Genomic DNA, 26,902 nt, shown 5'->3' with positions numbered 1-26,902 from the left:
TCCTATCGCTAATCTAGTGGTTATAAATACGTCTATAGGATTCTCTGAATGAGGTTCCATCCCCTTCGATCACACTAATCAAGTAGTCGCCAAATTCCTCCTGATACTGAAAATGCAAATTAGCTCCCGTATTTAAAAAGGCAATGATCATATCGTGGTCCTTGCAAATTTCGATGATCTGCAGGTCATTTTGCGGGGCATAAAGCTTAAAGCTTTCCCAAAAATGAATCTCATATTCCTTTATTATTTCCTCTTTGCTGCTGCATGAGCTGCGGTTTATAAATTTAAGATTTTCCCCGATCAATGCCAAATGGTCATCATAAAAAATTTCCAAAAGCCAGTACTTAAACTCAAAGCCTAAAATGGTGCCGGTTATGGCGCTGTGGCATTCCTTGCTGCTGCATTTCATCAATAAATCATGGAAGCCGCTGTTTTTATGGGCGGGAAGGTTGAACAAACCTTTGTGCTTCAAATAAGCAACGATCGAAAAATCGATACTCTCCATCTCCATATAAGAGGAGGGCGAGAGCGTAGAATTAATCATTCGTTTGTTCCCAAACCGGCTTGTTATTTCGCTTATGAGGAAATCATCATGGGCTTTGGAATAATGAAAAATGAGGCGCAAGCCGTTGTCGAGTATGGCTTTTCTGCTGTTTTTGGTTTGTGTGCATGTGCGAATAGTTAGACGATGCTGGGCCGCATATCGCTCAAAATCATGCCAAAAATGAATGTCGCCTAGCTTTGCTATTTTATGAGAGTTCTTGATTCGGGCCAGCCTCTTAAAGTCGATAAGCGAGCCATAATATTGGTCATGTACATAGATTAGGGACAAGTCGAAGTGGCGAAATTCAAAATCCAATACCGTACTTTGTCCACTTCTTGCGCTTGCTTGGCAGGCAATTAGCAGCTCATGAAAGGTTAAATGTCCGTTTTCGGGTATTTCGATAAATCCGCCATGTTTTATAAAGGCATGCAGCTCAGCGTACTTATGATTATTTTCTCCTAAGCGAATAGGTAACACCTCTCTTATATGTAAAGCGAGTCTCCCTATAAATTATACATGATCAAGGAATGTGAACGCATGCTCCGATATGCCCTATACAAATAAAACAGGGACGCGATTTGCTCGCATCCCTGTTGTCTATTCCTTTATGTCCTTGCCCCTTAAAAAATCCTTACTCAGGCACAACGCTGCGAATGACGGTCAGGCTGCCGTCCAGCTCATAGCCGCCAAGGCTTGCTGGAAGCAAGTAAGCTTGGCCTGCAGCGAGTGCGAGCTCGCCATCTGCCCATTTCAGCTTGCCGCTGCCTTCGGCAACGATCAGGATGACGAAGCTTGTAGCAGGCGTTTCATAAGCTGCTGCGGAGCGGATGATTCCTTTTTCCACAATAAAATAAGGAGATGAGGCAATGGTCAGCCACTGGCCATCAGCAACGCCTTCGGTAGTCATGCGGCTTGCACCAGCGCCGTCATAAGCAATGACGTTCAGCGAGTCCTCGATATGCAGATCGCGCAGCTCGCCATCAAGACCAAGACGGTCATAATCATACAGGCGGTAAGTCGTATCGGAGTTTTGCTGAATTTCGGCAACGACTACGCCAGCGCACAGCGCATGGACGGTTCCTGCCGGTATGTAAAAGGCGTCGCCTGCTTGAACGGGAACCTCTTGCAGCGTATCCATAATGCGTCCTTCAGCAATTGCAGCTTCCATAGCGCCGCGGTCTACGCCGTCCTTCAAGCCGTAAATAATCGTTGCGCCTGGCTTGGCATCAAGGATGTACCACATTTCGGTTTTGCCAAGCTCGCCTTCAGGCAATCCTTCGTACGTGTCGGTCGGGTGAACCTGAATCGACAGGTCATCATTGCAATCGAGCAGCTTGATGAGAAGCGGGAAGCGGCCATTTTTTTCGGAGAAGCCTTTCGTGCCGAACCACTCGCGGCCATAAGCTTCGCGAATTTCGTCGAGGCCTTTGCCAGCAAGCTCGCCATTAATAACCTTCGTCGTGCCATTCGGATGGTCGCCGATCATCCAGCCTTCGCCAATCGAGCCTTCCGGCAGCGTAAGCCCAAACTGCTCAAGCGCACGGCCTCCCCAAATACGTTCCTTCATCTCTGGTTGAAATTGCAGTGGATATGGTTTAGTCATTACAGTATCTCTCCCTAAGTTAAGTAGTTTAAGCTTTTCATTTGGCTTTTTTCTCTACGCCAAGCAAATATGGTGCAGCTTTCTTATGAAGCTGACGGTACAGCATAGTGGAGGCAGCCTCATCAGGCAGTGCTTCAACCCATTGCTGTACGGCAGCCGCTTCCTCCGCGCCGCCCGGATGACCGGGATAGACGACGCATGTAATGATGCCGCCCGGACGAAGCAGAGCAAGCGCTGCTTCCAGCGCGGCAATTGTAGTCGATGGCTGCGTAATAAGCGACTCATCGCCACCAGGCAAAAAGCCGAGATTAAACATCACTCCGGCAATATTGCCATGCAGTGCGGTTGGCAGGCCATCCGCCATATGCTCGTGGCTTTGGAGCAAAAGCTGCGTCTCCGCGAGCTTTTCCTTGCCGCTTGCACGTATTGCATCCAGCCGCTCCCGCGTCCGGTCGAGCGCCGCCTGCTGGATGTCGAAGGCGAATACGCTGCCGCGTTCGCCGACGAGACGGGCGAGGGCTAGCGTGTCAACGCCGCCGCCTGACGTGGCATCGATGACGGCATCACCGGGCTGTGCCCGTTCGGCCATCCAGCGATGCGCCATGCTGAGAACCGATAAAAATCCCATGCTAGCTGTTCACCCACAGCTTTCCTTGCCAAGTGCCACGCTTACGCAGCTCATCATCAATTGCATTGAGCACTTCCCATTTCTTGAGGCTCCACATTGGGCCGATGAGCAGGTCGCGCGGCGCATCTCCAGTGAGGCGATGGACGATCATCTCTGGCGGCAAAAACTCCAGCGTGTCGCCAATGAGCTTGACGTATTCGTCCTTCTCCAGAAAGCGCAGCAGTCCAGCCTCATATTGGCGAACCATTGGCGTCTTGCGCATGAGATGGAGCAGATGGATTTTGATGCCCTGTACATCCATGGCGGCAACGGCGCGTCCGGTGTCCAGCATCATTTCATGCGTTTCCTGCGGCAGTCCATAAATAATATGGGCGCAGACGCGGATGCCGCGCGCACGCAAGCGTTTTACCGCGTCAACATAGCAGGCGGTATCATGCGCCCGGTTAATCAGCTCTGAGGTCGATTCATGCACCGTCTGAAGTCCCATTTCGATCCAGAGGTAGGTGCGCTCATTGAGCTCCGCCAAATAATCGACGACATCGTCCGGCAGACAGTCGGGGCGGGTTGCAATCGACAGGCCGACAACGCCAGGCTGCTGTAAAATCACTTCGTAATATTCGCGAAGCTCCTCTACGGGTGCGTAAGTGTTCGTATAGGCCTGAAAGTAGCCGATATACTGGGCATCGGGCCATTTTTGATGCTGGCGGTCGCGAATGTTGTTGAACTGGGTAATGAGATCATCCCGCCGGCTCCCGGCAAAGTCGCCTGATCCGCGCGCGCTGCAGAAGGTGCAGCCGCCCTTGGCAATGGATCCATCGCGGTTCGGACAAGTAAATCCGGCATCTAGCATGACCTTGAACACTTTGCCCCCGAATTGCTCGCGCATCTCGTAGTTCCATGTATGAAATCTTTTATCGCCCCATAGCTGGGGTTCATTGGCTGATTCTAATGCTGTTGCTTTTAATGAATTCATTCCGTTCTCCTTCTCTTATAAAAAGGGTGGTGAAAAAATCGGAGCGGAGTGAAAGGTTTGAATCGGAGAAGCATATACTTAAGCTTTCCGCAGGAAAGCTGCTTCATAAGCCAAACCTTTCACGCAGTGCAGATTCTTTTTGACCGCCATTTATTCGCTCCCTCTATTTTAACGAAAAAACAGGCGGAAAGCCACGCCCGATTATAGGCTGAATGTAAACGTTTCCACTATGCGGAAAACTGGAAATTATTTTTGAGAAAACAGAAAATAGGCTTGCTATACCTTACATGATCTGTTATATTAAAAGTGTGAAATGGCAACAAAAAAACCTAACATAGCTAATTCGTAGCGATTGTCATACAATGTCGTTTGTCTGGAAATAATGAGTTATATTAAACGATGAGGTGATGTCTAATGAGCCAGCAAACTAGAATTCCACATGGCGATGAGAAAGTAACGGTAGAATTGACAGTTAAAGAGCTGATGGCGCTGAGCGGTGTCAGATTCCACAATAATCATCATGTTGAAGTATCTGCGCGCAAGAAGTTGAATGAAGCGCTGGAAGAAACTTATGAAATCGATAAATCCAGTGCTCCGATTGATTATCGCTTGCTGATCTGAGCTGCTCTATAATTAGTAGAAGAACCGCGGGGGCGGCCACCCTGCGGTTCTTTTTTTTGGCTATCGGCTTTACAAGAAGGGCGATCTTAGGCACAATAAGGACTAGCTTATATGCGGGAGTTGCCCACAATTCGGGCGCGCCCGCAATTAAATGGAGGATTCAAATACAATGCGATTAAGAGGAAGAAAAGGAATTCGTGAAAGCCTGGAGGCACAGCCTGAGCTTGTTGTTTTGGATGCTGCCCCGCTTAAAGGGAAATGGCGCGATTTTTTCGGCAATGATAACCCGATTTATGTGGAGCTTGGCATGGGCAAGGGCCGTTTCATCAGCCATATGAGCGCGCGCAATCCGCATATTAATTTTATTGGCGTAGATATGTATGATGAGCTGATTCGCCGTGCAGGCGAGAAGGCACATGCGATTTGGGCAGAGCAGGGAGTTAGCCATCCGCCTAATTTGGCGCTGCTGCGCGCGAATATCGAGCAGATCGAGACGATGTTTGAGCCGGGCGAGCTTGAGCGCATTCATCTGAATTTCAGCGATCCTTGGCCAAAAGCGAAGCATGCCCGCCGCAGGCTGACGCATCCGCGTTTTCTGGCGAAGTATGGTCAATTGCTGAACGAGCGCGGAGAAATTCATTTTAAGACCGATTCGATGTCGCTGTTTGAGTTCTCATTGAACAGCTTTACGGAGATGGAGCTTCAGCTTCGGAACATTTCCTTGCATTTGCATAAGGATGAGCCGCGCGAGGAGCTTGTATTTACTGAATATGAGATGAAATTTATGGACAAGGGCCAGCCGATCTACCGTCTGGAAGCTGTAATCGGCTCAGCGGCGCTGGCGAAATTCCGCGAAAACAAGCTGGCGAATGCCCAGCGTGAAGCGGAGCAAAGCGATCAGGACGAAGAAACAGAAGACTAGCCTTTCAAACCATTAATCAACGATCCCCGCAGTAAAAAAACGGGCAAAAGCCAAATACAGCTAGGTTACATGGCAGTAACCCAGCTGTATTGTACGGCGAATGCCGTGACCGTGCCTATAAATGCGCCGACAATAACGTCGGAAGGATAATGCAGCCCCAAGTACATCCTCGACCAGCCTACCGAAACGCCTATAACCGCAGCAATTGGGACGGTAATAACCAGCAGGACGCCGCTCGTAAGCACAATTGGGATGAGCCAGGCGAATATCGCTGTCGTATGTCCAGATGGGAATGACGAATCGACAAGCGGCTTGCGACTGGTGGTCAACCCCTCCAGCGCTTGATACGGGCGCAGCCTTTTGAACCAGCGTTTGACCACAAAAACGGGGAAATGGCTAATGACGACGGTTATGAAGCATTGCCAGCCTGTTGCGTTCCATGGTGATGGAGCGATCAAAGCAAATAGCAGAGAACTGGTCAGGGTAAACGTCGCACCACCCATATGTGTAATGACGCTGAGCCATTTTCCAAGCCAGCGGTGCAGGCGCTTATGTCCACGCCGGCTGTTCGCCCAGACAATGAGCTGCTGCTCGCGCACTCTCAGCCATCCTAACAATTGTTTCATTCAAATCCTCCTGTATAAGTGTGGCGGTTTTCCACTCTAAAGATAGTACCATGTTTTGAGCCCCTGTACGCATACAATTTGTAAAAATCCAGATTAATGTTCCGTTCATACTGTGTTGATTACCCGATAACATACCTTCCTTACAATAATAGCCGATAGCATTCAAGAGTAAAGGCGAAGGAGGCGTATGAATGAGACTCGCGCTTTTTACCGATACCTATGAGCCGGAACGAAATGGCGTTGCCCGTTCTCTTGGCCGCTGGAAAGCCTATTTGCAGCGCAGGGGGGTGGAGTGTCTGGTGCTGGCGCCGGAGCGCTCGATATTTGACTCCAAGGCTGCTATGCAGGCAAGCTCTGTAGAACGTTTTGCCAGCCTGCCGTTTTTTCTATACCCCGAGTGCCGTCTGGCGCTGCCGAATCCGCTGCATCTCCGCCATGCCCTGCATGAATTTAATCCCACCCTCATCCATGTAGCTACCCCATTCAACCTTGGCTTATGTGGCATTCATTATGCCCGCAAGCATCAAATTCCACTGATCGCATCGTATCACACCAATTTTGATCAATATTTGCCGTTTTATAATTTGCAATGGATGGTAAAGATGTTAAGTAGGTATATGGAATGGTTTCATCACGACTGTAAAAAGATTTTTGTGCCTTCCACATCTACACTGCAGGACTTGACTAGGAAAGGATGGGGTGCGGAGCGGCTTTCGGTGTGGAGCCGGGGTATAGACACAAGCTTGTTTCATCCCGGGGTTAACCGGGAGCAATTGCTGGCGCAGCATGGCATAAAACATGAATGTTTTGTCGTTTTTTATGCAGGAAGGCTTGCTCCAGAGAAAGATGTCGAAACAGCAATTGAGGCTTTCTCCTTATTCCAAAAACAAACAAATGCACAGGTTAAGCTGGTGCTGGCTGGTGACGGTCCTTCGTCAGAGGCGCTGCAGCAGCAATGCGCAAGAAGCGGCGTAGCTGCAACCTTCCTTGGCTTTCAAACGTCAGAGGAGCTGCAGAGGTGGTACGCTGCTGCTGATCTTTTCCTCTTTCCGTCGGCGACGGAAACGTTCGGCAATGTTGTGCTTGAGGCGATGGCATGCGGCACACCTGTCCTTTGTGCGAACAAGGGCGGCGTGCTTGATTCCGTCTCCCACGGACTAAACGGAGTGTTATGCGAGGCGGGAAGCCCGGCAAGCTTTGCTGCTGCACTTGCGCTTCTGCACGAGGATGAGGAATGCAGAAGAAGTTTGGGCATTAGCGCAAGATTGTTCAGTCTTCGCAAGTCTTGGGATGCAATTTTTGATGGGCTTCTCGCGGAATGCGAGCGGCAATCCGCAAAGGGGCGTTCACCAGTCAGTCACATTATGAGATAAATTTAACGGAAACATTTTCGCGTTTTTTATCGTAAGTAAGGACAGAAGTGCTAAAAATTCAGCAAATGGATGAAAATAAGGGTGACGCGCCGCAAAAGGAGGTAATGCAGTCATTGGTTAACCATGGTAGCGCTTTTCCGGCTGGAAAACGCTCAATTGAGCTTTTGACAAAAGGAAGCAATGTGTGGAGAATCAAGTAAGGTCAGGGACGCTTTCAGAAAAGCGCCCGTAAACAAGAGAGATATAAAATAACCGCCTGAACGATGAACGCATGCTTGGTCGGCTGCGCCAATCAATTTGGCAAATCAAAAAAAGGGGTCTCAAGGGGGCAGTACCTAAATGTTCAATTCGATTATGTTTGTTGTGCAAATTTTATTTGCAGTGCTTGGCCTGTATCAATTGTTTCTGACGTTTTTTGGATGGCATCGCAAAAAAGAGGATTTGTCGCATAAGCCGCAAAAGTCTTTCGCTTTGCTAATCGCCGCTCATAACGAAGAGCAAGTAGTTGGAGCTTTAATCGAGAATTTGCAAAAAATGAAATACCCGCGCGAGCTGTACGATATTTTCGTCATCTGCGACAACTGCACCGACGGAACAGTCGATGTTGTAAAAAGCTATGACGGCGTATATGCCTGCGTAAGAGAAAATCCGAACCAACGCGGTAAAGGCTTCGCGGTGGAATGGATGCTTAAAGAGCTGTGGCAAATGCCGCGCAGCTATGATGGCGTTGCGATTTTCGATGCTGACAATCTCGTGGCAACGGACTTCCTGCAATATATGAACAATGATCTGTGCAATGGCTTCCAGGTTGTACAAGGTTATCTGGATACGAAAAACCCGAATGACTCTTGGGTCAGCTCGGCGAATGCAATCAACTATTGGTTCTGTAACCGTCTATGGCAGCTGCCACGTACGAACCTGGGGCTTGCGAACTTCCTCGGCGGTACGGGCATGGTGTTCGATTCCAAGCTGCTGCAGGAAATGGGCTGGGGAGCTACGAGCCTTGTCGAGGATTTGGAATTTACCGTTCGCTGCATTAAGCGGGGCATTTACCCGAAATTCAACTTTGAAGCTAAAGTATTCGACGAAAAGCCGATTACGTTTCAGGCTTCTGCCCGCCAGCGCCTGCGCTGGATGCAAGGCCATTTTGATGTAACGCGCAAGCATATGCTACCGCTGTTGTGGCAGGGCATCAAGGATCGCAGCTGGACAAAGATCGACGCTGCGCTGTATGTCTTTAATGCTTACAATTATCTCGCGGGCTTCTGTATAGCCGCTATCGTTTGGGGCGACATCTTCCTGTCGGGAGGAGAACGGGTAACATCCGTGTACAATATGCTGCCGATTTGGGTGTCTATCCCTTATATGCTTTACATTTTCATTCAAATTCCGTTGTCTATGCATTTGGCTAAAGTCAACTGGAAGCTGTACCTGCGCATTCCGACGTTTTTGCTTTTCACCCTGTCATGGTGGCCAATTACGGTTCATGCCTTCTTTACACAAAACAACAAGAAGTGGAGCCATACGCAGCATACTCGCGTCATCCGCTTGGAGGAAGTACAGAGCAAGCAGCTTTAAAGATGAATTTGTGAATAAACTGCCGCGACGCCGACGGATCATTGTTTCAGCTTTAGCTGCTCTTGAACAATGATTTCGTCTGCTGCGCGCGGTTATCCACATTTTGATTTAAAAAGTGTTGACACTGAACTTTCGGTTGTGATATAGTAAGTCGGTAGTGTTTAGGAAACAATTTATGAAATACTGTAACGCACAAGCAGAAGCACCCGCTTCTCACCTTTCGGCTCGCGCTGACCGGTTTGCGATAATCGACTAAGCTTATCTTTTGTGTCTCCTTGTGGGATGTAGGGAATAGCAGCAAACAACGGTTATGGGATGCGGGTTCAATTGAGCCTGTATCCCTTTTATTATGCAAGTATACTCTTTTGGAGGTGGCACGTTATTAGCAGAGAACATCAAATCAATGATGAAATCCGGGCCAGAGAAGTACGTTTAGTTGGTGCGGAAGGCGAGCAAATCGGTATTAAACCCATTCGTGATGCCTTGCAAATGGCCATAGACTTAAACCTGGATCTGGTGAACGTAGCGCCGACGGCTAAACCGCCGGTATGCCGGATTATGGATTACGGAAAATTCCGCTATGAGCAGCAAAAGAAAGAAAAAGAAGCCCGGAAAAACCAAAAGATCGTTGATCTTAAGGAAGTTTGGTTCCGTGCAAACATTGATGAGCACGATTATCAAACGAAATACCGCAATGTTGTAAAGTTTTTGGGTGAAGGCGATAAAGTTAAAGCTTCTGTCCGGTTCCGCGGTCGTGAAATTGCGCACGCGTCGCTTGGTCAAAAGATCTTGGATCGTCTCGCTCAAGAGGTTGCCGAAATATGCAGCGTAGAACGCGCTCCTAAGCTGGAAGGCCGGAGCATGATTATGATTTTGGCACCAAAAAGCAACACTTAATTTAAGGGAGGATAATTGACATGCCTAAAATGAAAACACACAGCAGTCTGAAAGACCGTTTCAAAATTACGGGTACTGGTAAAGTAAAGCGTTATAAAGCTTACAAAAACCACTTGCTTTCCCACAAATCCGGACGCCAGAAGCGCGTTCTTGCTGGTCAACCACTGATGGCTGCTGGCGACGTTAAACGCCTGCAACAAGGTCTTAACAATCTTAAATAAGCACATTTTGCAATAAATACTAATTAGAAACTTTCAGGAGGTCAACACTCATGGCAAGAGTTAAAGGCGGATTTGTCCGCACTCGTCGTCGCAAAAGAATTTTGAAACTGGCAAAAGGTTATTTCGGTTCGAAGCATCGCCTGTTTAAAACAGCGAAGGAGCAAGTAGGCAAGTCCTTAATGTATGCTTACCGCGACCGTCGCAACAAAAAACGTGACATCCGCAGACTGTGGATCGTTCGTATCAATGCAGCAGCTCGTATCAACGGACTGTCGTACAGCAAATTCATGTACGGTTTGAAACTTGCTGGCGTTGAAGTAAACCGCAAAATCCTTGCTGACTTGGCTGTTAACGATATTGCTTCGTTCAACTCCCTTGCTGGCGTGGCTAAACAAAAAATCAACGCTTAGTAACCGAAGCGTTATAGATGAGGCTGTCCCTTAGGGGGCAGCCTCATTATGATTTCTATGACTTTTTTCATTTCTGGTTCCGGCTGGAGAGGCGTACATTTTAGCGTCCAATTCCGGCAGCAGAGGACAAACAAACAGGCGGCTACCTCTTTCCTGAATAAACTAAAGCACAACGGGAAAGGAGGGATTTTGCATGGGTAACATTACCAAAGAGCAGGCGCGTAAGCTCGCGGGCAAATCCATCTATGCAGTGCGCAAGGACGGCTCTGTCGTCACGGGCAAGCTCGTTCGCATCCAGGGCAACAAGCTGACGCTTGCACCAATTGGCAAGGACAAGGGCAAGTCGGTCAAAACAAAAGCGCTGCTGCCCCTAGTTTTGTTTGATTTGCTGGCAATCGGTACGCTTCCATTCTTCGGAGCTGGCTTCGGCGGCGGCTATGGAGGCGGCTACGGTGGAGGATATGGCGGTGGTTACGGAGGCGGATATGGTGGCGGCTACGGCGGAGGCCAATGCTGTCAGAACCAAGGCTACAACTACGGCGGCTACTACTAAGTATTTAGCGGCATAGGGCTGCTGATTTCAGCCTCAACTAAGCCCTTTAATCATTTCGTAGCAGCGAAGCTCGGGATAATATCGAATCGCTTGATATCCGAGCTTCGTATAAAAATGGCGGGCCTTGTCGTTGATTTGATCGACGAACAGGCGGCCCATCGTACAGGAAGCTGCCAAGCCATAGGCTTCGGCTGCTGCCATCAGCTTTGTGCCGCAATGGCGGTTACGATGCTCGGGGTGTACGGCAAGCATGGAGAACATCAAAATGTCGTGGGCTTTTTCAAAATGAATAAAGCCATAGGGCGTGGCTGTTTTTCCTGCTGCCGCAACATAGGTTACGCCGCGGCGAAGGCGCAGGGGCAGCTCGCGTATAACTGTGGCATCATGTTGATGAGTCGTCCATGAGAGTGGCATAAGCTCTGACTTGATGAGCCTGATGATTTCTTCATCGTCGGTACGGGCGTTGCGCTCTCGTATCATTAGGATCATTCCTGACTGCATGAGTTTGCCGAATGCTGGCTATTCTAATATATGAAGCGGGGCTTTGCCGCGCGCCCTATTTTTGCTAAAATGCTGTTGCGGTTTCTTCTTGACTAACGAATGATGTCAGCTTATAATAAAGAAAGTCTTATTCAAACATATGTCATCAGCAATGATGAGGACGAAGTGTTAAGGGCTCTTTTGTTCAGAGAGCGGATGGATCAGCTGCAACCATCGCCAAAACCCCTTTTCTACGAGCTCACCTCGGAGCTGTTTTCCTGAAAAGCACGTCAAGTGGTTATTAGGGAAAATCGCAGGGCACGCGTTACAGTGCTAAAGGTATGGACGGTCAGTGCGCACACGTTCTTACCTGTGGAGGTTATACATCGCAAGATGTGTAACGAATTTGGGTGGTACCACGGAAGTTAAACCTTTCGTCCCTCGATGCTTCTTCTAGAAGCAGGAGGAGCGAAAGGTTTTTTTGTTGTTTTCGAGAGGAGGATGACCGATGGTCACGCAAAATGCAACACTGAAGTCAAAAGAAGAATTAATGGAGAAGCTGAGGCAGCCAGAAGTAATTACGGGTTCCGAAATTTTACTTCGCAGCTTGGTGCTGGAAGGCGTCGATTGCGTATTCGGGTATCCGGGTGGCGCAGTGTTGTACATTTACGATGCGATGCACGGTTTCTCTGATTTCAACCACGTGCTTACCCGCCATGAGCAAGGCGCAATTCACGCAGCCGATGGTTATGCTCGCGCAAGCGGCAAAGTAGGGGTTTGTATTGCAACCTCCGGCCCTGGTGCGACCAACCTGGTAACGGGTATTGCTACCGCTTTTATGGATTCGGTTCCGTTGGTTGTCATTACCGGTAATGTCATCTCGAGCCTGATTGGAACCGATGCGTTCCAAGAAGCTGATATTACAGGCATTACAATGCCAATTACGAAGCACAGCTATCTGGTACGGGATGTCAATGATTTGGCCCGTACGATTCATGAAGCATTCCATATTGCTAATACAGGACGCAAGGGACCTGTTCTAATTGATATACCGAAAGACATTTCCGCTAACAAAACGCTGTTCAAGCCGGTAACGGAAGTCAGCATTCGCGGATATAACCCAACTGTATCGCCGAACAAGCTGCAGGTGGACAAAATGATTAAAGCGATCACGGAAGCGGAGCGTCCGCTAATTCTTGCAGGCGGCGGCGTTATTTACTCCGGCGCGCATGAAGAGCTGCATGAATTCGTGAAGAAAACCGATATTCCGATTACGACAACGCTGCTCGGTCTTGGGGCATTCCCAAGCGGAGATGACTTGTTCCTCGGCATGCCGGGTATGCACGGCACGTATACAGCGAACAAATCGATTCAGAAGGCAGATTTGCTGATCAATATCGGCGCGCGGTTTGATGACCGAGTAACGGGCAAGCTGTCTGGGTTTGCACCGCATGCGAAGATCATTCATATCGATATCGATCCTGCCGAAATCGGCAAAAACGTGCCAACTGACATTCCGATTGTAGGCGATGTGAAGACGGTGCTGCAAATTGCGAATTTGCAAGCCAAGCGTGCAGATAAAGCAGATGCATGGCGTGCGGAGCTGCTGGCTTCGAAAGCGCAATATCCGTTCAGATACAAGGATTCGGAAGATGAGCTGAAGCCGCAATGGGTCGTGGAAATGCTGCATGAGACGACGAATGGCGATGCCATTGTAACGACAGACGTTGGCCAGCATCAAATGTGGGCAGCGCAGTTTTACAAGTTCAACAAGCCGCGCTCGTGGGTAACCTCTGGCGGACTTGGAACGATGGGCTTTGGTTTCCCATCGGCAATCGGCGCTCAAATGGCGAACCCTGACCGCCTTGTTATTTCAATCAACGGCGATGGCGGCATGCAGATGTGTGCGCAGGAGCTGGCGATTTGTGCAATCAACAACATTCCGGTCAAGGTTGTTATTTTGAACAATCAGGTGCTAGGAATGGTGCGCCAGTGGCAGGAGCTGATTTACGATAATCGCTACAGCCACATTGACCTTTCGGGCAGCCCGGACTTTGTGAAGCTGGCGGAAGCATATGGTGTGAAAGGCTTCCGCGCGACGAACAAGGAAGAAGCAAAAGCAGTATGGGAAGAGGCAATGAATCACCCTGGTCCTGCAGTTGTGGAGTTTGTCGTTCGCAAAGAAGAAAATGTATACCCGATGGTCGCACAAGGTAGCACGATCGACGAAATGATCATGGGGGATGCGGAATGAAGAAACATACAATCGCAGTAATCGTTAACGACCAGCCTGGCGTTTTGCAGCGTGTGTCCGGTTTGTTCGGCCGCCGCGGCTTCAATATTGAGAGCATCACAGTGGGGACGAGCGAAGAGGTTGGCCTGTCCCGCATGGTCATCGTCACAACAGGCGATGAGCAGACGCTTGAGCAGATTACGAAGCAGCTTTATAAGCTTATTGATGTAATCAAAGTCATTCATCTTAGCTCGAACCCTATTGTTGCCCGCGAGCTGGCGCTTATTAAAGTAAGCGCCGAGCCAGCGGTGCGTCCGGAAATTTTCGGCGTAGTCGAAACATTCCGCGCAGCAGTTGTAGACATCGGCACTCATTCCGTTATGGTACAGGTTGTTGGTGATACCGAGAAAATCGACGCAATGGTTGAATTGCTGACGCCCTATGGTATTCGCGAGCTGTCCCGTACCGGTGTAACGGCGCTGAACCGTGGCAACAGCCGCTAAAGTTCGATCGCAAGCTTTTTTTGAATTCTAAGAAAGTATAAGTTTCATCCTTATATCCGCTTAGAATTCTAGGGCAAAGCTCTTCGCACGTTCCAGAAGGACGACGAAGTCGTTTTTGCTTGAAATATAGGAAAGTATATGATTTCGTCATACTTTCTCTATATTTCTCGGACTGAAACGCGCCGCGCCGCGCCGCCAAAGGACGGCGACAGCCGTCTCACCTTGAAAATATGGATTTACCCCGCTTTGAGCGGGAGTTTAAGCGGAGAACCGCGGCTATTCGCGTCATTCTCTACTTAAACACCCGTTCAAAAGGGTCAAAATAAAGGAGGCAATTATTCACATGGCAGTTACATTGTATTATGAAAAAGACGCTGATCAAAGCGTACTTCAAGGTAAAACGATCGCAGTAATCGGTTACGGAAGCCAAGGCCACGCACAAGCGCAAAACCTTCGCGACAGCGGACTTAAAGTTATCATCGGTCTTCGCCCTGGTAAATCCGCTGACACAGCTAAAAAAGACGGTTTCGAAGTATTGACCGTTGCTGAAGCAACTAAAGTAGCAGACGTTGTTCAAATCCTGCTGCCTGACGAAACACAAGCACAAGTATACAACGAGGAAATCGCACCGAACCTGAAAAAAGGCGCGGCTCTGATGTTCTCCCACGGCTTCAACATTCACTTTGGCCAAATCAAGCCAAGCAAAGATACAGACGTATTCCTGGTTGCTCCTAAATCGCCAGGCCACATGGTTCGCCGTACGTATGAAGAAGGCTTTGGCGTACCGGGCTTGATCGCAATCGAGCAAGATGCTTCCGGCAACGCAAAAGCAATCGGTCTTGCTTATGCTAAAGGTATCGGCTGTACTCGTGCAGGCGTTATCGAAACAACTTTCAAAGAAGAAACAGAAACCGATCTTTTCGGTGAGCAAGCAGTTCTTTGCGGCGGCGCATCCGCGCTTGTACAAGCTGGTTTTGAAACGCTTGTTGAAGCTGGCTATGCTCCAGAAATGGCTTACTTCGAGTGCTTGCACGAGCTGAAGCTGATCGTTGACATGATGTACGAAGGCGGCATCTCCTCGATGCGCGATTCCATCTCCAACACAGCTGAATACGGCGACTATGTAACGGGTCCTCGCATTGTAACAGCTGAAACGAAAAAAGAAATGAAGCGCGTATTGGAAGATATCCAATCCGGCCGTTTCGCTCGCGATTTCATCCTGGAAAACAAATCAGGACAAGCGATGATGAACGCTACTCGCCGCAACGAGGCAGCTCATCCAATCGAGCAAACAGGCAAACAGCTTCGTGAGCTTATGCACTGGATCAAGAAGTAATATTTTTTAACTAGGGCGTATCTTCAAATAGGTGTTTAACCTTGCGGAGATGCGCCCCCATAGCATGAAGCGATGAAGAAATAATCCCGGTTCACCGGCGGATGAGCTGCGCGCAGGCGCAGTCTTAGAGCTGTCCGTGCGTACCGGGATCATTCTGTTCCCGGAGGTGCAAGGAAATGCGTAAAATTTATATTTTTGACACAACATTGCGTGATGGGGAGCAGTCTCCAGGCGTCAACCTGAACACGAAGGAAAAGGTGGAAATCGCCCTCCAACTGGAAAAGCTGGGTGTGGATCGGATTGAAGCTGGTTTTCCTGCGGCATCTCCCGGCGATTTGGCAGCGGTTAATGCGGTAGCGACAGCTATCAAAAATGCAACGATTATCGGCCTGTCGCGCTCGCGCGAGCAGGATATTGACGCGGTGCGTGAAGCGCTTAAAGGCGCGCAGGACCCGTGCATCCATCTATTCCTGGCGACAAGCCCAATTCACCGCAAGCACAAGCTGCGGATGGAGAAGGAGCAAGTGCTGGAAACAGCAGAGCGCGCTATTCGTTATGCGAAGAAATATTTTGATAAAGTCGAATTCTCGCCTGAAGATGCTGGGCGCACAGAGCTTGATTTCCTTTGCGAAGTAACGGATATGGCGATTCGCGCGGGAGCGACAGTCGTTAATATTCCGGATACCGTCGGTTATTTGAATCCGCAGGAATTCGGCAACATCTTCAAAACGCTGAAGCAAAACGTTCCGAACATCGAAACGATCCAGCTCAGCGCGCATTGCCATGATGATCTGGGCATGGCAACAGCCAATGCACTGTCTGCTATACTTAACGGCGCAGATCAAGTAGAGGGTACGATTAACGGTATCGGCGAACGCGCCGGAAACACGGCAATCGAGGAAATTGCCCTTGCGCTTGCGACGCGTGCCGATTATTTCGGCGCAACGACGACGCTGAACCTGAAAGAAATTGCCAAGACGAGCCGCCTGGTCAGCAAGCTGACGGGCATGGTGGTACCAGGCAATAAAGCGATTGTGGGCGCCAACGCCTTCGCGCATGAGTCCGGCATTCATCAGGACGGCATGCTCAAGGAAAAAACGACGTATGAAATCATTTCGCCCGATACCATCGGTTTGAAAGAGTCTTCGCTCGTACTTGGCAAGCACTCCGGCCGTCACGCATTCCGCGAGAAGCTGATCGACATGGGCTATGAGCTGGATGAAGAAGCGGTTAACGTGGCCTTCGCCAAGTTCAAAAACTTGGCTGACCGCAAAAAGAATGTCACCGACGAAGATATTCGTGCCTTTCTGGAAGAAAAGCTCGTGGATACGCCGGAAGTATTTACGCTTGAGACGATCCAAGTGAGCTACGGCAACCAATCGACGCCTAGCGCTTCGGTTATTATCCGCCAAGCGGATGGAAGCGTTAGCGAAGGAACAGCGGAAGGCAATGGCTCGGTTGACGCGATTTACAATGCGATCGATAAAGTGACTTCTGAAGCTGTAGAGCTTGAGGATTATTCGATTAAATCGGTATCCCAAGGCAAGGATGCGCTTGGTGAGGTGCATGTTGTACTGAACCAAAATGAAGTATCTGCGCAGGGCCGCGGCCTTAGCACCGATATTTTGGAAGCGAGCGCACGCGCCTACATCGATGCGCTCAACCGCCTAATTGAGAAACGCAAATCGCCAGGACGTCGCGATAAAATGAGCTTGATTTAGTTAGCTTAGGGGGAGCGGAAGCTCCTCCTTTATTACGTTCTGCCGAGCCATATGCGTATTCAATAGCCTTTATAAGCATTGCCTATAAAGACCATAGATTTTATATCTTTGTTTTCAGCTCTGAAATATGGTACAAATGATAACAGAATGAGAATAGCTCATCCGAGCTCAAAAATAAGGAGTGTTACACAACAATGTCAGAAGTTAAAAAAATTGCAGTAGTTGCCGGCGACGGTATTGGTCCAGAGGTCGTAGGCGAAGCGCTTAAAGTATTGAAAAAAGTAGAAGAGCTTTACGGCTATCAGTTCGAAACCGAGCACGGCCTGTTCGGCGGTATTGCAATCGATCAAAAAGGAACACCATTGCCGCAAGAGACGCTTGATCTTTGTAAAAATGCTGACGCTGTATTGCTCGGTGCTGTTGGCGGTCCGAAATGGGACAACAACTCGAAGGAGCTTCGCCCTGAGACTGGCCTTCTCGGCATTCGCAAAGCGCTGGGCCTGTTCTCCAACATTCGTCCGGCAACTGTATTTGACTGCTTGAAGGAAGCTTCTACGCTTAAACCAGAAGTGCTGGAAGGCACTGACCTGATCGTTGTGCGCGAGCTGACAGGCGGCATTTACTTCGGCGAGAAATTCCGTCGTGAAGGTGCTGGCGGCGAAGAAGCGGTTGATACTTGCGTATACAATGTACAAGAGATTGAGCGTATCGTTCGCCAAGCGTTTGATATTGCGATGACTCGCAGCAAGCGTCTGGCTTCCGTAGATAAAGCAAACGTGCTGGAAACTTCCCGCCTGTGGCGCGAAGTCGTTAACCGGATTGCTCCTGAATACCCAGAGGTTGAGCTGGAGCATGTGCTTGTCGACAACTGCGCAATGCAATTACTGCGCCGTCCATCGAGCTTTGACGTTATCGTAACGGAAAATATGTTTGGCGATATTTTGAGCGATGAAGCAGCGATGCTGACAGGTTCCATCGGCATGCTTTCCTCCGCTTCCCTAGGAGAAGGCAGCTTCGGCCTTTACGAGCCGGTACACGGTTCCGCTCCTGACATTGCTGGACAAGGCATCTCGAACCCAATCGCAACGATTTTGTCGGTTGCACTGATGTTCCGTCTGACTTTCGGCTACCACGATGCAGCGCAAGCGATTGAAGATGCTGTTAAAGAAGTGCTGGATGCAGGACACCGTACAGGCGATATCGCGGTAGACAAGAGCAAAGCTATCGGCACATCGGCAATGGGCGATTTGATCATTGCAGCGCTGAAAAAAGCTTAATTATAATAATTGTAAAAAAATATTGAATACAATCTTGACTTCAATATAATCTAGTGATAATATTTATCAATAGATAGCGATAGTCACCGATGTTCACGCATCGATACATGCTCATCATTAAAACTCAAGGAGGATTTCAAATTATGGCAGAACGTTTGGTAGGTTACCCAGCTCCAGATTTCACAGCAGAAACAGCAATCGGTGATGGTTCCGGTTTCGGCAAAGCATCCCTTGCAGACTACAAAGGCAAATGGTTGGTTTTGTTCTTCTATCCACTTGACTTCACTTTTGTTTGCCCAACTGAAATTACAGCTTTGAGCCTTGCTGCTGATGAGTTCAAGAAGCTTAATACTGAAATTCTTGGTGTGAGCGTAGACAGCCAGCACAGCCACAAAGCATGGATTAATACATCCGTTAACGATAATGGTCTTGGCAAGCTTGAGTTCCCTCTTGCTGCTGATATTACGAAAAAAATCGCTAAAGATTATGGCGTTCTGATTGAAGAAGAAGGTATCGCGCTTCGCGGTCTGTTCATCATCGATCCAGAAGGCGAAGTGAAGTACCAAGTCGTTAACCATAACGATGTTGGCCGCAGCGTAGACGAAACGCTTCGCGTATTGCAAGCTTTGCAATCCGGCGGACTTTGCCCAATGAACTGGAAGCCAGGTCAGCAAACGCTGTCTGTTTAATCCAAATTTGCTTCTCTTTAGCAGAAGCTAAGACAAAGAGCCCGTGCCAAATATTGGCATGGGCTTTTCTATTACGAAAAAAGCAGGAATTGTACGTGTGTAAAGCGAATAAGTTTATGTCAAACGAAACGTGCTTGCTGCGAACTGGCAACAGCTAAGGAGGTCGTCGTCGATGAGTTTTTGTTGTGGAGCTAGTATGATTGGTACCAAAGGGACATTAAAGCATTTTCGGACACATATCCATAACGTGCCTATTTTGTTCTGCCCGGTATGCAACCGTGTGGAGATTCACCACTTGGTAGAAAATGAGTATGAAATATTGGCTGAATACGCACATGGAGACGGCGCCGCTGAGGTTGATTTTCAGGAGTATGTGGAGCAAGAAGGCAAGGACCTTCGGGAAAATTGCGTAAATCATGAAAGTGAAGATCCGATGGATGTCGTACTGAGCCAAATTGACATATCACTTGATTTGCTCAGCTTTGCGAACCAAATTAACGACATCGCATGGCAAGGTGAATTAAAGAAGCGTCTGGTTATTTTAAGCAGCCGGCGCAATAAGCTTAAAGAGCGGCGAACATCAGTCTAAAATGAATCATTTTATGAAATGTGGCCTCCGTTTGGGGGCTTTTTCATTTTTCTCATAAATTTCGGGGCCTACCCCCTCAAGCGACACAGATTGACCGAAACCTATGAATGAGAGGTGGAACGGTTGCTACTTGTATTATTCAAGCGTTTCTTGCGGAAAACCGTGCCCACCGACACCGTAGAAACGAAAGCGAAGGAATCATTATTAAAAAATACGAAATCCATGCAATCCCTGACGCCGGAGCAGACGGTTCTGCAAATTCAGCAAGGAGACGAGCTGCTGCGGGAGAGGTTCATTGCAAGCTATAAGCCATACATTGCAAAAGTGACAAGCCGCTTCTGCAAACGTTATGTCAATGCGAGCAGGGATGATGAATATAGCGTGGCCTTAATCGCCTTTAACGAGGCCATTAGCCAATTTTCGCCGGAATCCGGGAGATCGTTTCTTGGTTTTGCCGAGACGGTCATCAGACGCCGTCTAATTGACTATGTGCGCCGTGAGCAGCGTCATCTATCCTCGGTTCCATATAGCACGTTCGAGCGTTTAGACGATGAGGAGCAGCTTTACAATCCTGTTGAGCTGAAGCAGGCGCTGGCTGCATATGAATTGAACAGTACGGCGGATGAACGCCGGCTGGAGATGGGCGAATTTAATCAGGAACTGCTGAAATTTGGCGTATCGTTCGCTGAACTGGTCGACGCGTCGCCGAAGCATGCGGATTCACGCAAAATGCTGATGCGAACAGCAGCGATATTAGCAGAGGATGCGGCGATGTTTGGCCAATTAAAGCTGACAGGCAAGCTGCCGGTCAAAGCATTGACGGAGGCGAGCGGCTTGTCCCGCAAGACGATTGAACGCAATCGTAAATATATGATTGCTATTGCATGTATTTTACGGGGCACGTACCCGTTTTTGAAAGATTACCTGGACCTGGATGATTGGCAGCGAGAAGCGAGCAAGGAGGCAGAATGATGAACCGTGGCGTCGTAATGCAGATACAAAAGAATAGGGCAATTGTGCTGACGGCGGATGGCAGATTCATCAATTCCGTGCTTCCTCGCAACGTTAAAGTTGGCGATGAAATTGTGATTCAGCAGGAGGAGAGGCCGAGGCGCAGGAGGCCAAAAGCGCTGCTGTGGAGAACCGGAGTGGCTGCGGCTATCGTACTGCTTATTTTGCCAGTGCTGCTGTATGTTCAGAGCGGCAAGCATCCAGTAGTCGCTTATTTCAGCATGGACATCAATCCAAGCATTGAAATCGGCATTGACAGCCGCGAGCAGGTGCAGGAGCTGCATGCGTTCAATGAGGCGGGCAAGCAGGTCATCGCTGGAGTGTCCTACAAAAATAAATCGCTTGCGCTGGTCACATCGGCTATTATGCAAAAAATTGCGGGCATGCACTATTTTGACGATAAGATGCAGGATATTGTAGTGACGAGCGTAGTCGTTGGCGGTGATGACCCGCAGATGGACGTATTATTTTCGACTAAGCTTAATAAGGCTTTGACAGATATGGTGGCGGACGGATATATGCAGGCAGCTGTAGAAATTATGACGCTGTCTGCGCCGGTAGAGCTGCGGGATGCAGCGGAAGCGTACGGGCTGTCGTCGGGCAAGATGGCGGTTTATTTGATGGCCAAGGATGAAGGTTATGATCTTGAGCTGGAAAATTTCCAGCAGCATTCCATCAGCAGGATAACCGAGCCGCTTGGCGGAGTGAAAACGATTATGAAGCATGCCGATAAAACGACCAAAGAAAGCCTGAGAAGCTTGCTTGAGGCGGAAGCAAAGCAAGAAGCTGTGCAATCCTCCGCTCCGGTTGTGGACAATGCGCCTGCTAAGCCTGCAGCCTCTCCGACTTCTGCGCCTGTTCTTATAAGCTCAGTGACGGATGGCGCGGCCTCTCCGAAGCCTGATGAGACGGTATCGACGAAGCCTACATCAACTACTGGGGCGACTGTCCAAGAGACGCCAGCCAAACAAGAGGATAACGGAAAAAGCGGGCATCACGACAAGGACAAAGATAAGAATAAGGACAAGGACAAGGACAAGGACAAGGACAAAGACAAGAACAAGCATAAAAACGGACAAGAAAATAACGATAAGCAAGAAAATAACCAGGGAAACAAAAACAAAAATAAAGACAAAAACAGTGGTAATAATAAAAAAGATGGCAGAAACAATAACCATAAAGATGGTGAAAACAAGGATTCGGGCAAAAATAAAGATAAAAGTAACGGGGGGAAGGCTGGCGATAAAAATAAATGGAAGACCATTTGGGACGGTCAGCTTCATTTTAACTATCGAACAAACGTGGAAAATACATACGGCTGGCAGCGGTCAGCTTAGGATTCGTCCAATTCGTTGTAAAAATACCATTTTTCGACAAATATTCTCATTGACATGAAGGACATCCAAAATCTATGATGAGTATAGCTTGAATTAGCGTTGTCCATTGATGCTGCCGGGGGGGAGTAGAGGATGCAGATGATGCGAAAGCGTTATTTCCCGGCACTTGCCGAATACATACGAAGTGATAAGGAAAGTTCTCTTTATCAAGCAGCAGAGCTAGGCAAAGAGTTAACGGGAATCCAACTTGATGATGTCATTGCGATCCATGAGGATTGCATGCAGACATTAGTATCGAATGTGGACTCGGAAGAAGCAGTCAAATTGTACAATCGTTCGTTCATTTTTTTAATCGAATTTATGGTTGCTTATCGTTTTCATTTGCTGGCGAATCAAACCAATGATCAGAAGTTTACGGAAATGAGGGAAATGCTGCTCCGTTCCAATCGTTCATTTGAAATGGTCAAAAATAAGTATGAAAATGTGCTGCAGCATATGGACAGCGGCATCGCATTGTTTGACAGTGAAGGCATTTTGTCATTCATTAATTTGCAAATGGCGAAGCACCTAGACATTCCCCGCAAAACGCTGGTGGGCTGCAATTTGCCTGAAATTTTGCGGCATCCGCAGCTTAGCCGGTATACCCGGAAAATGATTTTAAGGCTGTACAAGGAAATGCTGCTTAGGCGCATGCGGAGCTATGAGTTTCAGGATAGGGATGGCAATCATTTGCTCGTAACGGTCACCTACGGCGATCAGCTTGAAGGTGATTTTCTATTCAGCGTCAAAGATGTGTCGGAGTATAAGCAGATTGAACAAACGGCATTACAAAATGACAAGCTAGCCATGCTTGGCCGAATTGCGGCTGCCATCGCACATGAAATTCGCAATCCGCTGACGTCGATACGCGGATTTATCCAGCTGCTGCGCCCGTATTTGCTGCAAATGGGCAAGGAGGAATATGCCCGAATCATTTTAGCCGAAATTGATCGTGCGAATGATATTATTTACGAGTTTCTAAACTCGTCCAAGCCGTCAGCTCCATTAAAGAAAGCGTTTTCCATTAATTTACTACTTAAAGAAGTTGCGCTGCTTACGGAGAGCGAGGCGCTTATGCGCAATTGCCAGATCGAGCTGCAGCTCGAAGGGGATGAATATGCGCTCGTCGCTTCGATCGACATGAAGCAGATTAAGCAGGTCATTCTCAACATTGTGAAAAATTCGCTCGATGCGGTAGCGGAGCGGGAAAGCGATGATATCGGCATTATTGAGCTGTCAACGAGAGCTGATGGCTCTTATGTGGAGATTACGATGAAGGATAATGGGAAGGGAATGGATAAGGCGACATTAGCTCGATTATTTGATCCTTTTTTTACGACCAAGGAAGAAGGGACAGGCCTTGGCTTATCCGTCAGTTATCGGATCATCCGCAATCATGGCGGCTCTATTCGCGTCGAAAGCGTCGTAGGAAGCGGCACATCATTCATTATTTATTTGCCATTAGCGGAATAAATGATTAAAATCGGGGGTATGCCCCCCGATTTTTTTTCATCTTTATGGCGGGAGGCGCTAAAAGGAGAGGAATGATTGACCATGAGTACATTATTTACATATGGAACGCCAGGTGCTGAACCAATAGATGCAGTCGTTCGTTTCATTAGCCCGCGTGAGCTTAGCGATGCTTCAGCCGAATGGCTGCTGCCGCAAATTGACCAGGCTATTCGCAGCCTGTCTCTCAAAGGGCTGTTCAAGGGAGAGGCGGAGCAGGCTCACGTCATTCAGACGCTTGGCTTGTATCCTGCTGCCGAGCATGTAATAGTGGTTGGCTATGAGGAGCAATCCGGCGCAGACGGCTTGCGTCTAGCGGCTGCAACAGCGGCCAAAGCCTTGAAGCGCATAAAGGCGCAGTCCATACATGTTTTGCTGCCGCTATCTGCGGTGGAAGCAGAAGGGCTTTCCCAGCAGCAAGCGGCTCAGGCGCTTACTGAAGGGCTGAAGCTGGCGGTGCATGACCGCCTGCCAGAGAAACGCGAAGCGAAGACGCGTTATGCGATCGGTAAAGTGTATTTCTCCATCGCAGGAAATGAAGCGCAAGGTGCTGCATCTAATTCCAGCGAGCAATGGATCGCTGGAATTACACGCGGCGTTGCCTGTGCCGATGGCGTAATCAGCGCCCGTGATTTGACGAATATAGCGGGCAATAAGCTCGTGCCTGAAGGTCTGGCTACGTATGCCGAGGAGCTTGCCCGCCAGTATGATTTTGACATTGAAATAATTGATGAGTGGACAGCAGCCGAGCAGGGCATGGGCGGCTTGCTTGGGGTCGGTCAAGGCAGCATCAACCCGCCGCGTATGATTGTGCTGCATTATAAGGGTGCGCCAGGCGAGCAAGCGGCTTGGGGCTTAATTGGCAAAGGCATCACCTTTGATACAGGCGGCATTTCGCTCAAGCGGGCGCCTGGCATGGAGGAGATGATTGCCGATATGGGCGGCGCTGCGGCAGTGCTTGGCGCAATGCAGGCTGTTGGCGAGCTTAAGCCGGCGGTGAACATTATTGCGGTCATTCCATCGGCGGAAAACATGCCATCGGATCGCGCACTGAAGCCGGGCGATGTCATTACGATGATGAACGGCCTGACGGTGGAAGTGGTGAATACGGATGCCGAAGGCAGGCTGGTGCTTGGCGACGGACTCACGACAGCGATTCGCCGCGGGGCAACGAAGCTGATTGATGTCGCGACGCTGACAGGAGCGGTGTCGGTAGCGCTCGGCTCGCAAGCGACGGGAGCGGTGACGAATCATGATGGGCTCATGCAGCAGGTGCGTGAGGCATCTGAGCGTGCTGGCGAGCGAGTATGGCAGCTTCCGGCTTATCCGGAATACAAGAAGCAAATTCGGAGTGAAGCGGCAGATTTGAAAAACAGCGGCGGCCGTGAAGCGGGCACCATTACGGGCGGATTGTTCATCGGCGCATTCGCTGAGGATCTGCCTTGGGTTCATCTCGATATTGCGGGCGTGTCGTTCCGCGAGTCGGCGAAGGCACTGGAGCCGAAAGGCGGCACAGGCGTTATGGTGCGTACGCTTGTCGAGCTCATGTACGCAGCAAAGGCGTAAAACATAGCAAAAGCTGGTATTGGCTGATAGATGACCAGCAAGTAATGCTTTTAATCAAAGCAACGACCGCAGCAGAGGGCTATCCTCGGCTGCGGTCGTTGCTTCTCTTTTTCCATCTTTCTACATACCAAAAAAATAAATAGCATAACCAACTACGTAAATGTTACTATATATAAAAAATAAAGCAGTGGATGAGGAGTTTTGAAGCAGCATGAATAACGGAGAAGCGGGCCTTAAAAAAGAAGGTCTGGTCATTTTAATACTTAGCTTTGCTTTAACGTTGGTCGTTATGAATACAATGATGTTTAATCTGGCGCTGCCGGATGTAGAGAAGCAATTTTCACTCACAGCGATTGCGACCTCATGGATTGTTACGGGTTATTCCATTATGTTCGCGATTGCTTCGATTACGTACAGCAGGCTTTCGGATTTTATACCGATGAAGCTACTGTTTCTCATTGCCCTTTCTTCCCTTGGCGTGGCGTCGATTTTAGGCTTTTTCAGCAACAGCTTTATATTGCTAATGGCTGCACGTCTTATTCAAGCAACGGGAGCAGGAGCGATTGCCGCGCTTGGCATCGTGCTCGTTACAAGGTTTATTCCCGCTGACCGCCGCGGCCGGGCGATGGCGCTTATTATGTCCGCAACCTCGCTAGGGCTTGGACTTGGTCCGGTTATCGGCGGTGTGATCGTCGAATATTTGGGCTGGCATTATTTATTTGCGGTTACTGCAATAATGATTTTGCTCATTCCTATGTTCTATAAAATGATTCCGGCTGAAAGCCGCAAAAGCGGCTCGTTCGACGTAGCGGGCGCGCTGCTTATTGGCATTGGAACGACAGGCCTGCTGCTCGCCTTGACGAGCAAAAGCCTGACCGCCTTAATCGTCGGTGTGGTCGCGGTTGCCTTGTTCTGGTGGCGAATTCACAAGGCGAAGGACCCCTTCGTCCAGCCGGATTTGTTCCGCAATAAGCCATACATGCTGCTTGGCATGCTGGGCGTTACTTCGTATATGAACAACTTTGCCGCATTATTTCTCGTTCCACAGGTGCTCGCTGGCGTGTATCATTTAACGCCTGCCCAGTCCGGCTTAATCGTATTTCCCGGCTCGCTGGCAACGATGGTTGCCTCAAGATATATTGGCAGTACCATTGACCGGCTTGGCAATCGTTTCTTTATCCGTCTGGCTCCGGTCGGCCTATTTGCCGCCTCGCTCGCGCTCGCATTCAGCGCTGTACATTCTTATTGGGCAATTCTCATGATCTATATGCTGCTTAGTGTTAGTTTCTCTGCCTTAACGAGCAGCGTGTCTAATGAAATGTCGAGGCTGCTGCCGCAAAAGGAAATTGGAGCGGGAATGGGATTATTCCAGCTTGCCCAGTTTTTCAGTGGCGCATTGACTGCCGCCTTGATAGGGACCGCCATCGTATGGCAGGCACAGCTGGCTAAATCTGAGGCGTTCAATCATATTTTATGGGGCATGTCCGTTATTGTGCTGGGCACGGTCATCAGTTCGCTGCTATACACACGCAGTGCTGCTCGCCAAGCTTCCCGCCAAGCTGCGTAATACGTGTCGTGAAACCTGTCGCGGATTTCTAATTTTTTATAAAAGAGTTAACGTATTACAGGGATGAATATATTTATTTTCCAATAAATCTGGATG

The 26,902-nt window shown here is 49.0% G+C and carries 26 protein-coding genes; 20 read left to right on the top strand and 6 right to left on the bottom strand.

Annotation, left to right across the window (positions count from 1 at the left end):
- Positions 1-13: 13 nt before the first annotated feature.
- The 4 genes from AC50X8_RS03685 to mnmL form a co-directional block, all read right to left on the bottom strand.
- Positions 14-1,021: a hypothetical protein gene (locus AC50X8_RS03685; RefSeq protein WP_494878633.1), complete on the bottom strand. Its 1,008-nt coding sequence runs from the start codon at positions 1,019-1,021 to the stop codon at positions 14-16.
- Positions 1,022-1,175: 154 nt separating this feature from the next.
- A complete protein-coding gene (locus AC50X8_RS03680; RefSeq protein ID WP_056043125.1) occupies positions 1,176-2,147 on the bottom strand; it encodes a type I phosphomannose isomerase catalytic subunit in 972 nt (323 codons plus the stop codon).
- Positions 2,148-2,184: 37 nt separating this feature from the next.
- Positions 2,185-2,775 (bottom strand): tRNA 5-(aminomethyl)-2-thiouridylate-methyltransferase MnmM, encoded by a 591-nt coding sequence (mnmM, locus tag AC50X8_RS03675; protein WP_056043128.1) that lies wholly within the window; start codon positions 2,773-2,775, stop codon positions 2,185-2,187.
- Between the two features lies 1 nt (position 2,776).
- Positions 2,777-3,748, bottom strand: coding sequence for a tRNA modification radical SAM protein MnmL/YtqA (gene mnmL, locus AC50X8_RS03670; RefSeq protein ID WP_056043131.1), 972 nt, complete (start codon positions 3,746-3,748; stop codon positions 2,777-2,779).
- A gap of 414 nt (positions 3,749-4,162) precedes the next feature.
- Here mnmL and AC50X8_RS03665 point away from each other — a divergent pair, with 414 nt between their 5' ends.
- Positions 4,163-4,369, top strand: a complete 207-nt coding sequence (locus tag AC50X8_RS03665; protein WP_056043134.1) for a hypothetical protein — start codon at positions 4,163-4,165, stop codon at positions 4,367-4,369.
- Between the two features lie 169 nt (positions 4,370-4,538).
- The gene (trmB, locus tag AC50X8_RS03660) at positions 4,539-5,291 is read left to right on the top strand and encodes a tRNA (guanosine(46)-N7)-methyltransferase TrmB (protein WP_056043137.1); all 753 of its coding nucleotides are present in this window, start codon (positions 4,539-4,541) and stop codon (positions 5,289-5,291) included.
- A 65-nt stretch (positions 5,292-5,356) separates the two neighbouring features.
- On the opposite strand, the gene AC50X8_RS03655 is transcribed toward trmB, so the two are convergent.
- Positions 5,357-5,917 (bottom strand): phosphatase PAP2 family protein, encoded by a 561-nt coding sequence (locus AC50X8_RS03655; protein ID WP_056043140.1) that lies wholly within the window; start codon positions 5,915-5,917, stop codon positions 5,357-5,359.
- Positions 5,918-6,108: 191 nt separating this feature from the next.
- On the opposite strand from AC50X8_RS03655, the gene AC50X8_RS03650 reads away from it, so the two are divergent.
- The 6 genes from AC50X8_RS03650 (at position 6,109) to AC50X8_RS03625 (ending at position 10,949) form a co-directional block, all read left to right on the top strand.
- On the top strand, positions 6,109-7,290 hold the full coding sequence (locus AC50X8_RS03650) for a glycosyltransferase family 4 protein (RefSeq protein ID WP_056043142.1): 1,182 nt from the start codon (positions 6,109-6,111) through the stop codon (positions 7,288-7,290).
- Between the two features lie 339 nt (positions 7,291-7,629).
- Complete coding sequence (locus AC50X8_RS03645) at positions 7,630-8,868, top strand: glycosyltransferase family 2 protein (RefSeq protein WP_056043145.1); 1,239 nt, start codon at positions 7,630-7,632, stop codon at positions 8,866-8,868.
- Between the two features lie 381 nt (positions 8,869-9,249).
- Positions 9,250-9,765: a translation initiation factor IF-3 gene (gene infC / locus AC50X8_RS03640; protein WP_074904914.1), complete on the top strand. Its 516-nt coding sequence runs from the start codon at positions 9,250-9,252 to the stop codon at positions 9,763-9,765.
- 20 nt (positions 9,766-9,785) lie between these two features.
- Complete coding sequence (rpmI, locus tag AC50X8_RS03635; protein ID WP_046232963.1) at positions 9,786-9,986, top strand: 50S ribosomal protein L35; 201 nt, start codon at positions 9,786-9,788, stop codon at positions 9,984-9,986.
- A gap of 50 nt (positions 9,987-10,036) precedes the next feature.
- The gene (gene rplT, locus AC50X8_RS03630) at positions 10,037-10,396 is read left to right on the top strand and encodes a 50S ribosomal protein L20 (protein WP_046232964.1); all 360 of its coding nucleotides are present in this window, start codon (positions 10,037-10,039) and stop codon (positions 10,394-10,396) included.
- Positions 10,397-10,589: 193 nt separating this feature from the next.
- Complete coding sequence (locus AC50X8_RS03625; RefSeq protein WP_056043147.1) at positions 10,590-10,949, top strand: hypothetical protein; 360 nt, start codon at positions 10,590-10,592, stop codon at positions 10,947-10,949.
- A 33-nt stretch (positions 10,950-10,982) separates the two neighbouring features.
- Here AC50X8_RS03625 and AC50X8_RS03620 read toward each other — a convergent pair whose 3' ends face one another.
- The gene (locus tag AC50X8_RS03620) at positions 10,983-11,429 is read right to left on the bottom strand and encodes a GNAT family N-acetyltransferase (RefSeq protein ID WP_056043150.1); all 447 of its coding nucleotides are present in this window, start codon (positions 11,427-11,429) and stop codon (positions 10,983-10,985) included.
- A gap of 508 nt (positions 11,430-11,937) precedes the next feature.
- Between AC50X8_RS03620 and ilvB the strand changes: the two genes are divergently transcribed.
- The 12 genes from ilvB (at position 11,938) to AC50X8_RS03560 (ending at position 26,806) form a co-directional block, all read left to right on the top strand.
- Entirely contained in the window at positions 11,938-13,683 is a 1,746-nt protein-coding gene (gene ilvB, locus AC50X8_RS03615; protein WP_056043153.1) for a biosynthetic-type acetolactate synthase large subunit, read from the top strand.
- Positions 13,680-14,165 carry an acetolactate synthase small subunit gene (gene ilvN, locus AC50X8_RS03610; protein WP_056043157.1) on the top strand — a complete coding sequence of 162 codons (486 nt, stop codon included), beginning with the start codon at positions 13,680-13,682 and terminating at the stop codon, positions 14,163-14,165. The genes ilvB and ilvN overlap by 4 nt, the downstream gene beginning before the upstream one ends.
- Positions 14,166-14,508: 343 nt before the next feature.
- Positions 14,509-15,501: a ketol-acid reductoisomerase gene (gene ilvC / locus AC50X8_RS03605; RefSeq protein ID WP_056043160.1), complete on the top strand. Its 993-nt coding sequence runs from the start codon at positions 14,509-14,511 to the stop codon at positions 15,499-15,501.
- 176 nt (positions 15,502-15,677) lie between these two features.
- Positions 15,678-17,222: a 2-isopropylmalate synthase gene (locus AC50X8_RS03600; protein WP_056043163.1), complete on the top strand. Its 1,545-nt coding sequence runs from the start codon at positions 15,678-15,680 to the stop codon at positions 17,220-17,222.
- 194 nt (positions 17,223-17,416) lie between these two features.
- Positions 17,417-18,499: a 3-isopropylmalate dehydrogenase gene (leuB, locus tag AC50X8_RS03595; protein WP_056043166.1), complete on the top strand. Its 1,083-nt coding sequence runs from the start codon at positions 17,417-17,419 to the stop codon at positions 18,497-18,499.
- A gap of 143 nt (positions 18,500-18,642) precedes the next feature.
- Positions 18,643-19,188 (top strand): peroxiredoxin, encoded by a 546-nt coding sequence (locus AC50X8_RS03590; protein WP_056043169.1) that lies wholly within the window; start codon positions 18,643-18,645, stop codon positions 19,186-19,188.
- Between the two features lie 172 nt (positions 19,189-19,360).
- Entirely contained in the window at positions 19,361-19,777 is a 417-nt protein-coding gene (locus AC50X8_RS03585) for a hypothetical protein (protein ID WP_056043172.1), read from the top strand.
- A gap of 123 nt (positions 19,778-19,900) precedes the next feature.
- Positions 19,901-20,749, top strand: coding sequence for an RNA polymerase sigma factor SigI (gene sigI / locus AC50X8_RS03580; RefSeq protein ID WP_235533342.1), 849 nt, complete (start codon positions 19,901-19,903; stop codon positions 20,747-20,749).
- A complete protein-coding gene (locus AC50X8_RS03575; RefSeq protein WP_494878629.1) occupies positions 20,749-22,125 on the top strand; it encodes an anti-sigma factor domain-containing protein in 1,377 nt (458 codons plus the stop codon). The genes sigI and AC50X8_RS03575 overlap by 1 nt, the downstream gene beginning before the upstream one ends.
- 132 nt (positions 22,126-22,257) lie before the next feature.
- Positions 22,258-23,637: an ATP-binding protein gene (locus AC50X8_RS03570; protein ID WP_056043177.1), complete on the top strand. Its 1,380-nt coding sequence runs from the start codon at positions 22,258-22,260 to the stop codon at positions 23,635-23,637.
- An 81-nt stretch (positions 23,638-23,718) separates the two neighbouring features.
- Positions 23,719-25,239: a leucyl aminopeptidase gene (locus tag AC50X8_RS03565; protein ID WP_494878627.1), complete on the top strand. Its 1,521-nt coding sequence runs from the start codon at positions 23,719-23,721 to the stop codon at positions 25,237-25,239.
- A gap of 211 nt (positions 25,240-25,450) precedes the next feature.
- Positions 25,451-26,806, top strand: coding sequence for an MFS transporter (locus AC50X8_RS03560; protein WP_494878625.1), 1,356 nt, complete (start codon positions 25,451-25,453; stop codon positions 26,804-26,806).
- Positions 26,807-26,902 lie beyond the last annotated feature (96 nt).

This window comes from Paenibacillus sp. JT22N15, assembly GCF_059383755.1.
The sequence above is the reverse complement of the archived record's forward strand: the minus strand, read 5'-3'. Positions and strand labels throughout refer to the sequence as shown.

Excerpts from the sequence above, each read along its gene's own strand:
- AC50X8_RS03680 (WP_056043125.1), bottom strand. The coding sequence starts at position 2,147 with ATGACTAAACCATATCCACTGCAATTTCAACCAGAGATGAAGGAACGT.
- mnmM (WP_056043128.1), bottom strand. The coding sequence starts at position 2,775 with ATGGGATTTTTATCGGTTCTCAGCATGGCGCATCGCTGGATGGCCGAA.
- mnmL (WP_056043131.1), bottom strand. The coding sequence starts at position 3,748 with ATGAATTCATTAAAAGCAACAGCATTAGAATCAGCCAATGAACCCCAG.
- AC50X8_RS03665 (WP_056043134.1), top strand. The coding sequence starts at position 4,163 with ATGAGCCAGCAAACTAGAATTCCACATGGCGATGAGAAAGTAACGGTA.
- trmB (WP_056043137.1), top strand. The coding sequence starts at position 4,539 with ATGCGATTAAGAGGAAGAAAAGGAATTCGTGAAAGCCTGGAGGCACAG.
- AC50X8_RS03655 (WP_056043140.1), bottom strand. The coding sequence starts at position 5,917 with ATGAAACAATTGTTAGGATGGCTGAGAGTGCGCGAGCAGCAGCTCATT.
- AC50X8_RS03650 (WP_056043142.1), top strand. The coding sequence starts at position 6,109 with ATGAGACTCGCGCTTTTTACCGATACCTATGAGCCGGAACGAAATGGC.
- AC50X8_RS03645 (WP_056043145.1), top strand. The coding sequence starts at position 7,630 with ATGTTCAATTCGATTATGTTTGTTGTGCAAATTTTATTTGCAGTGCTT.
- rpmI (WP_046232963.1), top strand. The coding sequence starts at position 9,786 with ATGCCTAAAATGAAAACACACAGCAGTCTGAAAGACCGTTTCAAAATT.
- rplT (WP_046232964.1), top strand. The coding sequence starts at position 10,037 with ATGGCAAGAGTTAAAGGCGGATTTGTCCGCACTCGTCGTCGCAAAAGA.
- AC50X8_RS03625 (WP_056043147.1), top strand. The coding sequence starts at position 10,590 with ATGGGTAACATTACCAAAGAGCAGGCGCGTAAGCTCGCGGGCAAATCC.
- AC50X8_RS03620 (WP_056043150.1), bottom strand. The coding sequence starts at position 11,429 with ATGATACGAGAGCGCAACGCCCGTACCGACGATGAAGAAATCATCAGG.
- ilvB (WP_056043153.1), top strand. The coding sequence starts at position 11,938 with ATGGTCACGCAAAATGCAACACTGAAGTCAAAAGAAGAATTAATGGAG.
- ilvN (WP_056043157.1), top strand. The coding sequence starts at position 13,680 with ATGAAGAAACATACAATCGCAGTAATCGTTAACGACCAGCCTGGCGTT.
- ilvC (WP_056043160.1), top strand. The coding sequence starts at position 14,509 with ATGGCAGTTACATTGTATTATGAAAAAGACGCTGATCAAAGCGTACTT.
- AC50X8_RS03600 (WP_056043163.1), top strand. The coding sequence starts at position 15,678 with ATGCGTAAAATTTATATTTTTGACACAACATTGCGTGATGGGGAGCAG.
- leuB (WP_056043166.1), top strand. The coding sequence starts at position 17,417 with ATGTCAGAAGTTAAAAAAATTGCAGTAGTTGCCGGCGACGGTATTGGT.
- AC50X8_RS03590 (WP_056043169.1), top strand. The coding sequence starts at position 18,643 with ATGGCAGAACGTTTGGTAGGTTACCCAGCTCCAGATTTCACAGCAGAA.
- AC50X8_RS03585 (WP_056043172.1), top strand. The coding sequence starts at position 19,361 with ATGAGTTTTTGTTGTGGAGCTAGTATGATTGGTACCAAAGGGACATTA.
- AC50X8_RS03575 (WP_494878629.1), top strand. The coding sequence starts at position 20,749 with ATGAACCGTGGCGTCGTAATGCAGATACAAAAGAATAGGGCAATTGTG.
- AC50X8_RS03570 (WP_056043177.1), top strand. The coding sequence starts at position 22,258 with ATGCAGATGATGCGAAAGCGTTATTTCCCGGCACTTGCCGAATACATA.
- AC50X8_RS03565 (WP_494878627.1), top strand. The coding sequence starts at position 23,719 with ATGAGTACATTATTTACATATGGAACGCCAGGTGCTGAACCAATAGAT.
- AC50X8_RS03560 (WP_494878625.1), top strand. The coding sequence starts at position 25,451 with ATGAATAACGGAGAAGCGGGCCTTAAAAAAGAAGGTCTGGTCATTTTA.